Origin of the sequence: Limnohabitans planktonicus II-D5 (assembly GCF_001270065.2) — a bacterium.
GTDB lineage: Bacteria > Pseudomonadota > Gammaproteobacteria > Burkholderiales > Burkholderiaceae_C > Limnohabitans_A > Limnohabitans_A planktonicus.
This window is the reverse complement of sequence record NZ_LFYT02000070.1, coordinates 1-2,400: the sequence shown is the minus strand read 5'-3', so window position 1 is coordinate 2,400 and position 2,400 is coordinate 1. Positions and strand designations below refer to the sequence as shown.

Below are 2,400 nucleotides of genomic sequence, written 5' to 3'. Positions count from 1 at the left end.
TCCGACGTTGGCGTGCTTGGGTCCTGATTCTGATTCAACTTTTGCGGGCCTCACCAGCCCCATGTCGGGGTCTTCGACCGCCGACCTGCGAATGCATGGCTCCTGTAGGTCGGCACTCGCAGAGTCCGACGCTTGCGGGCTCGGGCGCTGAACCTGATTCAACATTTGCGGGTTTCGCCAGCCCCATGTCGGGGTCTTCGACCACCGACCTACGAATACATGGCTCTTGTAGGTCGGCACTCGCAGAGTCAGACGCTTGCTGGCTTGGGCGCTGAACCTGATTCAACTTTTGCGCGTTTCAACAGACCCATGTCGGGGTCTTCGACCACCGACCTGCGAATACATGGCTCCCGTAGGTCGGCACTCGCAGAGTCCGACGTTTGCAGGCTTGGGCGCTGACCCTGATTCAACTTTGGCAGGCTTCACCAGCCCCATGTCGGGGTCTTCGACCACCGACCTACGAATACATGGCTCCCGTAGGTCGGCACTCGAAGAGTCCGACGTTTGCGGGCCTGGGCGCTGAGCCTGATTCAACTTTTGCGGGCTTCAGCAGACCCATGTCGGAGTCTTCGACCACCGACCTACGAATACATGGCTCCTGTAGGTCGGCACTCGAAGAGTCCGACGTTTGCGGGCCTGGGCGCTGATCCTGAATCAACATTTGCGGGTTTCGCCAGCCCCATGTCGGGGTCTTCGACCGCCGACCTACGGGGTGACGGCGCAAACATTTCAGACTTCAGGTTCAATAGTGCGCCCGGTGGGGCAATGGATGCCACCCGGCGAATGGGGCAGTCCAGAAATTGGGGCATTTTTGGTTATGCTCACGCCTTTGCCTGGCTGCGTCCATGGCCATCTGAACACAAGGCTCTCACACCATGCGACCTGGCCAACGATCTCCCCAGAATGCCGCCCAACTGAACAAGCGCCTGTCCGAGTTGGGGCAGCGCTTTGTGGCCCTGTCCAATCAGGGCAAGTTTGCCGAAGCGCTCAAGGTCAATGCTCTGGCGCGACAAATCATTCCCAAGCACCCGCAAATTCTGGGCGATGCCGCTTTGTGCCATTTGCGCCTGCTCGATTACGACAAGGCCCGTACTCTGTATCTGCAAGCTTGCGCGCTGGCGCCCCAGGACGTGAATTTGTGGGACGGCCTGACCGAAACCTGCGGGCATCTGGGGCGGGTGGACGATGTGCGTGAACACGGTGTGCGCAGCCTGCAGCTCAAGGACCAGAGCGTGCAGGGCCAACCCGCTTATGCCTTGCCAGCGCAAGTCCCAGCGGCCACTTCGGACGCCAGCCGCCAGATCATTGCTTTCAGCTTGTTTGGGGACAACCCGCGCTATGGCGAGACAGCCAAGCTCAATGTGACGGCTGCGCAAGAGCTGTTGCCCGACTGGACCTGCCGCTTTTATGTGGATGAGACCGTGCCCGAGGCGGTGCGCACGGCCCTGCAGACCATGGGTGCGCAGGTGCTCATGGTCAGCGCGCAAGACCGGCAAGAACTCAGCGGCCTCATGTGGCGATTCAGCGTGCTCGAAGACCCCGGGGTGGACCGTTATCTGATCCGCGACGCCGATTCGCTGATTTCCAAGCGCGAGGCGGCGGCAGTGCAGGCCTGGGTGCGCAGTGGCCGGTTTTTTCACCTCATGCGCGACTACTTCAGTCACACAGAGCTGCTGCTGGCAGGCATGTGGGGTGGCTGCGGCGGGGTGTTCAAGAACCTGCGTCTGCAGATGGTGCAGTACATCGCCCAAGGCCAATACTTGGGCGCACGGGTGGTGGACCAGCATTTTTTGCGCATGCACATCTGGCCCACGGTGCGGCAAAGCCTGTTGTCGCACGATCCGGTCTTTGGCTTTTTGGGCGGCGAAGACTTTCCGCCTCACGAAGCCCAGGACATGGGTCAGCCCTTTCATGTGGGCTGCAACCTCTCGGCCACCAGCGTCGGCGCAACCAGCAGCCTGCCCGAAGGTGAGCGGGTCACCTGGCTCATCCTGGACCAAAACGGGCAAACCGTTTGCCAATACAGCACGCCCGTGCGCCAGGGTGAGTGGCGTGCCGACATTCCCGGCCCCTATGCCCGCCATATCCGCGACGGGCTGTGGCGCGTAGAAACGGTGGCCTGAACAGCCCTGACATTCAGCCAGTGCCGGAGCGAACAAACGTCGGACTCTTCGAGTGCCGACCTACGGGAGCCATGTATTCGTAGGTCGGCGGTCGAAGACCCCGACATGGGGCTGCTGAAGCCCGCCAAAGTTGAATCAGGATAGCGCCCAAGCCAGCAAACGTCGGACTCTGCGAGTGCCGACCTACGGGAGCCATGTATTTGTAGGTCGACGGTCGAAGACCCCGACATGGGCTGCTGGAGCCCGCCAAAGTTGAATCAGGTTCAGCGACCAAGCG

Annotated in this window: 1 protein-coding gene; it reads left to right on the top strand. The window is 61.1% G+C overall.

What is annotated here, in order from left to right; all coding sequences use genetic code 11:
* Positions 1-875: 875 nt before the first annotated feature.
* Complete coding sequence (locus tag H663_RS40740; protein WP_053173881.1) at positions 876-2,123, top strand: tetratricopeptide repeat protein; 1,248 nt, start codon at positions 876-878, stop codon at positions 2,121-2,123.
* The last annotated feature ends 277 nt before the right edge of the window (positions 2,124-2,400 follow it).

Coding starts and splice junctions, on each gene's coding strand:
- H663_RS40740 (WP_053173881.1), top strand. CDS start 876: ATGCGACCTGGCCAACGATCTCCCCAGAATGCCGCCCAACTGAACAAG.